The organism is Candidatus Frankia alpina (genome assembly GCF_902806485.1).
Lineage (GTDB): Bacteria > Actinomycetota > Actinomycetes > Frankiales > Frankiaceae > Frankia > Frankia alpina.
Genome location: NZ_CADCWT010000334.1, coordinates 1 through 4,213, shown reverse-complemented (window position 1 = coordinate 4,213; position 4,213 = coordinate 1). Strand labels below are relative to the sequence as shown.

Below are 4,213 nucleotides of genomic sequence, written 5' to 3'. Positions count from 1 at the left end.
CGAACCTACACGATCAGAACCTAAGTTCCCGGTATTGGGACGCGGCCCCGCCGGAGCTGGCGGCGCCGGCGCCTGTCGCACCCGCGCCAACCGGTGAGACGAGTGTGGACCTGGCGGACGTGGCCGGCCAGGCCCGGGGCCGGCTCGCCGTCGAGGTCGCAGCGGCGGGCGGGCATCACCTGTTCATACAGGGGCCGCCCGGCAGCGGAAAGACGATGCTCGCCGACCGGTTGCCCGGCCTACTGCCGATGCTCGACACCGAGGCCTCGCTGGAGGTGACTGCGGTGCATTCGGTGGCCGGTCTGCTGCCGATCGATGGTCCCCTCGTCACCCGACCCCCGTACCGGAGCCCGCATCACAGTGCAACCCCTGCTGCGCTGGTCGGGTCGGGGTCGGTGGTCATCCGCCCGGGTCTGGCCAGCCAGGCTCATCGAGGGATTCTTTTCCTCGACGAAGCCCCCGAGTTCGCTCGGCAGAGTCTCGACGCGCTGCGCCAGCCGATGGAAAGCGGCACGATCGAGGTGGCCAGGGCCCGGGCAACGGCCCGATTTCCGGCGCGGTTCCAGCTGATCCTCGCCGCCAACCCGTGCCCCTGCGCGAAGGCACGCGGGCCGCGGGCGACGGGCTGTGAGTGCCCGAGTCTGGTGCGTCGGCGCTACCTCGCCCGTCTCTCCGGTCCGTTGCTGGACCGGATCGACATCCAGGTGGCACTCGGTGCTCCCAGCCGGGCAGAGCTCAAGGCCGACCTCGGCCGCTCGGACACGTTGGCCCAGGTCGCCACCCGGGTGGCGGAAGCCAGGGCGCAGTCCGGCAACCGGCTGGCCGGAACCCCGTGGCGGGTCAACGCGGAGGTACCGGGCTCGGCGCTGCGCAGACTCTGGCCGCTGCCCACGAGTGTCACGGCGATGGCCGAGCGGGCCTTCGACGTGGGCCTGCTCACCGCTCGTGGCCTTGATCGCGTCCACCGTCTGGCCTGGACCTTCGCCGACCTCGCTGGGCGGGCGTCGCCGGGGCCGGAGCAGTTCGGTGCCGCGCTGGACCTGAGGTTGCCCGGATGGGGCGGCATGAGCGCGACTATCCGGCCTTCCGAGCTGCCTGAGCCTGGGGCCGACCCCTCCGCACCGGCGGCGGTGGTCCCACCGCGGTCGGCGGTGAGCGGGGCCGACGTCGTGGCCCCGCTGGCCGAGCCGGGTGATGGGGGACTGGCCGATGGCGTCATCCCCGTGGGGGTGATGCCTGCTGGCGTGGCGGAGACGGATCCGGAGCGACTCGCCCGGATCGCGTTGACCCGGGTGTTCGGGCCCGAGCATCAGCGCGTGGCCGTCGAGGTGGGACGGCGCGGTGCGGCGCGCGCGTGGGCCGAGCTGCGGGCGGCGCATCCAGGGGTGGATCCCTTGCGCGACCTGGATGCCGCGTCGCGGGTCGGTGCCCGGCTGCTGTGCCCGCAGGATTCCGAATGGCCGATCGAGCTCGACGCGCTGGATCGTCTCCGTGACGAGGGCGACGGCTCCGCCGTCGGTGCCCCGCTGTGTCTGTGGGTGCGGGGCCCGGGTGACCTGCGCGAGATCGCCTCACGGGCCGTCGCCGTCGTAGGTTGCCGGGCCGCGACGAGCTATGGTCTTCATCTCGCCGGCGAGATCGCCTTCGCGATGGCGGAGCAGGGCTGGGCGGTCGTGTCGGGGGCGGCGTTCGGGATCGATGCGGCGGCGCACCGTGGAGCGTTGGCTGCGACCGGGTCGACCGTTGCGGTCCTTGCCGGCGGTGTTGACGTGCCGTATCCGGCTGCCCATGTGGAGTTGCTTGCCGAGGTCGCTCGCACAGGCGCCGTCGTCAGCGAGGTCCCGCCGGGTACCCCGCCCTTCCGCCGGCGGTTCCTGACTCGGAACCGACTGATCGCCGCTCTGTGCCGAGGGACCGTGCTGGTCGAGGCCGGCCTGCGCAGCGGTGCGCTCAACACCGTCGCCCATGCCCGCCGCCTCGGCCGCCAGGTGATGGCCATACCCGGGCCGGTGACCAGCGTGACGAGCGTCGGGCCACCGGTTGCTCCGCGACCACCGGGAGCAGACCGTACTGGTCACCGGGGCTGAGGACATCGCCGAGGAGATTGCGGCCATGGGCCGGTTTGCCGCGTGCCCACCGACGGCCGTCGGGCCTCGGGACGAATTGTCCGCGATGGTGCGGGATCTGCTCGACGCGATGCCATCCCGCGCTGCGGTCGGTGTGTCGGTGTTGGCCCGGCGGACCGGGCTGCGCCCGGAGGAGGTGCTGGCCATGCTCGGACCGCTTGCGGTGGAGGGGCTGGTCGAAAGCGTCCCCGACGGATACTGGCTGACTCCGCTTGGTCGGGCGCCCTCGAACGCGCGGTCCCGGTCCCGCCGCGGCTGAGCCGAAACCTCGTCCGGACGCTGGCCCGATCCCGGCGGGTCTGCGTCCGGAATCGCCCGGGCAGCCGGACCAGCGGCTTGCCCGCGCGGTCTCGCTCCCCACCCGTCCACCTTCGACGGTCTTGACGGGGCGACCTGGTCCGGAGACGGTCCTCGCATGGCATCGCATCGTGGTCGTGGCCTCGGGCATGGCCGGGTGGCACCCGTCCTGAAGGAAGCCGGGACGGCGAGCACGCAGCCTGCCACGCAACCGGCAGCAGCCGAAGGCGCTGGAGCGGGTTGGGCTGCGGTAATTGCCGGCTTCCGGCGCCACCTTGTCGCGGAGCTGGACCGGTCGCCGGAAACGGTTCGTGCCTATGGCGCCGATCTCGCGAACCTGCGGGCGCACGCGGAACGGGAGGGGCGCCCGGACCTCGCCGACCTGGATCTGAGGGTTCTACGCAGCTGGTTGGCCACCATGCGCGCCGCCGGTGCCGCTCCGGCAACACTGGCGCGGCGTGCCTCGCTTGCCCGGGTGTTCTCGGCGTATGCGAACCGCCGCGGATTCCTGGCGACCGACGTGGCCGCGCGGCTGGTCGGCGCCCGGGCGATCCGGCAGGTGCCGCAGGTCCTGACTGCCCCCGCGGCGCGCCAGCTCCTGGATGCGGTGGCCGGGGTGGGCCCGGCACAGGGGAATCCGGCCGCCGCGCAGGCACGGCGGTCCGCCGAGATACAATCGCGCGCCGATGACGATCCAGCCGTGCGGCGGGCACTGGGACTGCGTGACGTGCTCGTGCTCGAGCTGCTCTACGGCAGCGGGGTGCGGGTGTCCGAGCTGTGCGGACTGGACCTCGGAGACGTCGACGACGAGCGGCGGCTGCTGCGGGTGCACGGCAAGGGCGGGCGAGAGCGCAGTGTCCCGTTCGGGGTGCCCGCTGCCGGCGCGTTGCGCGCGTGGCGGACCTCGGGCCGTTCGCTCCTCGTCGTACCGCGCAGCGGAGCGGCTCTGGTGCTGGGGCAGCGCGGTGGGCGGCTCGATCCGCGGACGGTGCGGCGGATTCTGGCGCGCTGCGCGGAGATGGGTGTCGTCCCGGCGGGGCTCACGCCGCACGGACTGCGTCATTCGGCGGCGACGCACATGCTTGAGGGAGGCGCCGATCTGCGTTCGGTCCAGGAGTTTCTCGGCCATGCCAGCCTCGCCACCACGCAGATCTACACGCATGTGACCCCGGAGCGGCTTCGCGCGGCCTTCGTTCAGGCGCACCCGCGCGCCTGAACCGCTCCGGACGGGGCCCGATCATCGCGGGCGCAGCGGCAGCAGACGAGGCGGAACTCGCTGGAAGGAAGCCAGGGGGGCGAGGTATTCGACGCCGCGCAGCAGCCCCCAGTGCAGGCACGTCGTCGTGGGACAACCTGGGGGGCCGGCTGTGAGCCAACCGAGCAGGTCGCCAGCCCGGACGACGGCACCCACCCGCACGGCGGGGCGCAGCGGTTCGTAGGTCGTCCGGACGGAGCCATGATCGACAGTAACCACTCCCTGTCCCGCTACCGGCCCCGCGAAGGCCACGGTTTCGGCGGCGGCCGCGAGCACCGGGCCGGCCGGCGACCCCCGCAGATCGACGCCGCGGTGGCCGGGTCCGAAGGGCGTCGCCGGGCGGATGAAGGTCCGACTCACCGCCACCGGGCCCGGCAACGGCCACTGCAGCCGCGGAATGCCGGTTGCGGCCGTGGGCATCGCGGTGGCGGTGAGTCGGTCGGAAGCGCCGGACGGCGGCGCGGAGCGTGGTGCCCGCGCGCCACCGCCCGGCGGATCGGCGGCCGGCGGGGGCAGGGCCGGTCGCCGAAGGTCC

Annotated in this window: 4 protein-coding genes and 1 pseudogene; 4 read left to right on the top strand and 1 reads right to left on the bottom strand. The window is 73.4% G+C overall.

The features are described from left to right. From G6R25_RS22105 to G6R25_RS22095, 4 genes and pseudogenes are all read left to right on the top strand, one after another. Positions 1-1,058, top strand: a pseudogene (locus tag G6R25_RS22105) (YifB family Mg chelatase-like AAA ATPase); the annotation flags it as partial. A gap of 6 nt (positions 1,059-1,064) precedes the next feature. Continuing rightward, entirely contained in the window at positions 1,065-2,087 is a 1,023-nt protein-coding gene (locus G6R25_RS22100; RefSeq protein ID WP_419469401.1) for a DNA-processing protein DprA, read from the top strand. Further along, entirely contained in the window at positions 2,041-2,385 is a 345-nt protein-coding gene (locus G6R25_RS30970) for a DprA-like winged helix domain-containing protein (RefSeq protein WP_419469400.1), read from the top strand. Before G6R25_RS22100 ends, G6R25_RS30970 begins: the two co-directional genes overlap by 47 nt. A 156-nt stretch (positions 2,386-2,541) precedes the next feature. Continuing rightward, complete coding sequence (locus G6R25_RS22095; protein WP_163554431.1) at positions 2,542-3,639, top strand: tyrosine recombinase XerC; 1,098 nt, start codon at positions 2,542-2,544, stop codon at positions 3,637-3,639. 21 nt (positions 3,640-3,660) lie between these two features. Here G6R25_RS22095 and G6R25_RS22090 read toward each other — a convergent pair. After that, a partial coding sequence (locus tag G6R25_RS22090; protein WP_163554430.1) for a M23 family metallopeptidase occupies positions 3,661-4,213 on the bottom strand: 553 nt, incomplete at its 5' end.

Coding starts and splice junctions, on each gene's coding strand:
- G6R25_RS22100 (WP_419469401.1), top strand. CDS start 1,065: ATGAGCGCGACTATCCGGCCTTCCGAGCTGCCTGAGCCTGGGGCCGAC.
- G6R25_RS22095 (WP_163554431.1), top strand. CDS start 2,542: ATGGCATCGCATCGTGGTCGTGGCCTCGGGCATGGCCGGGTGGCACCC.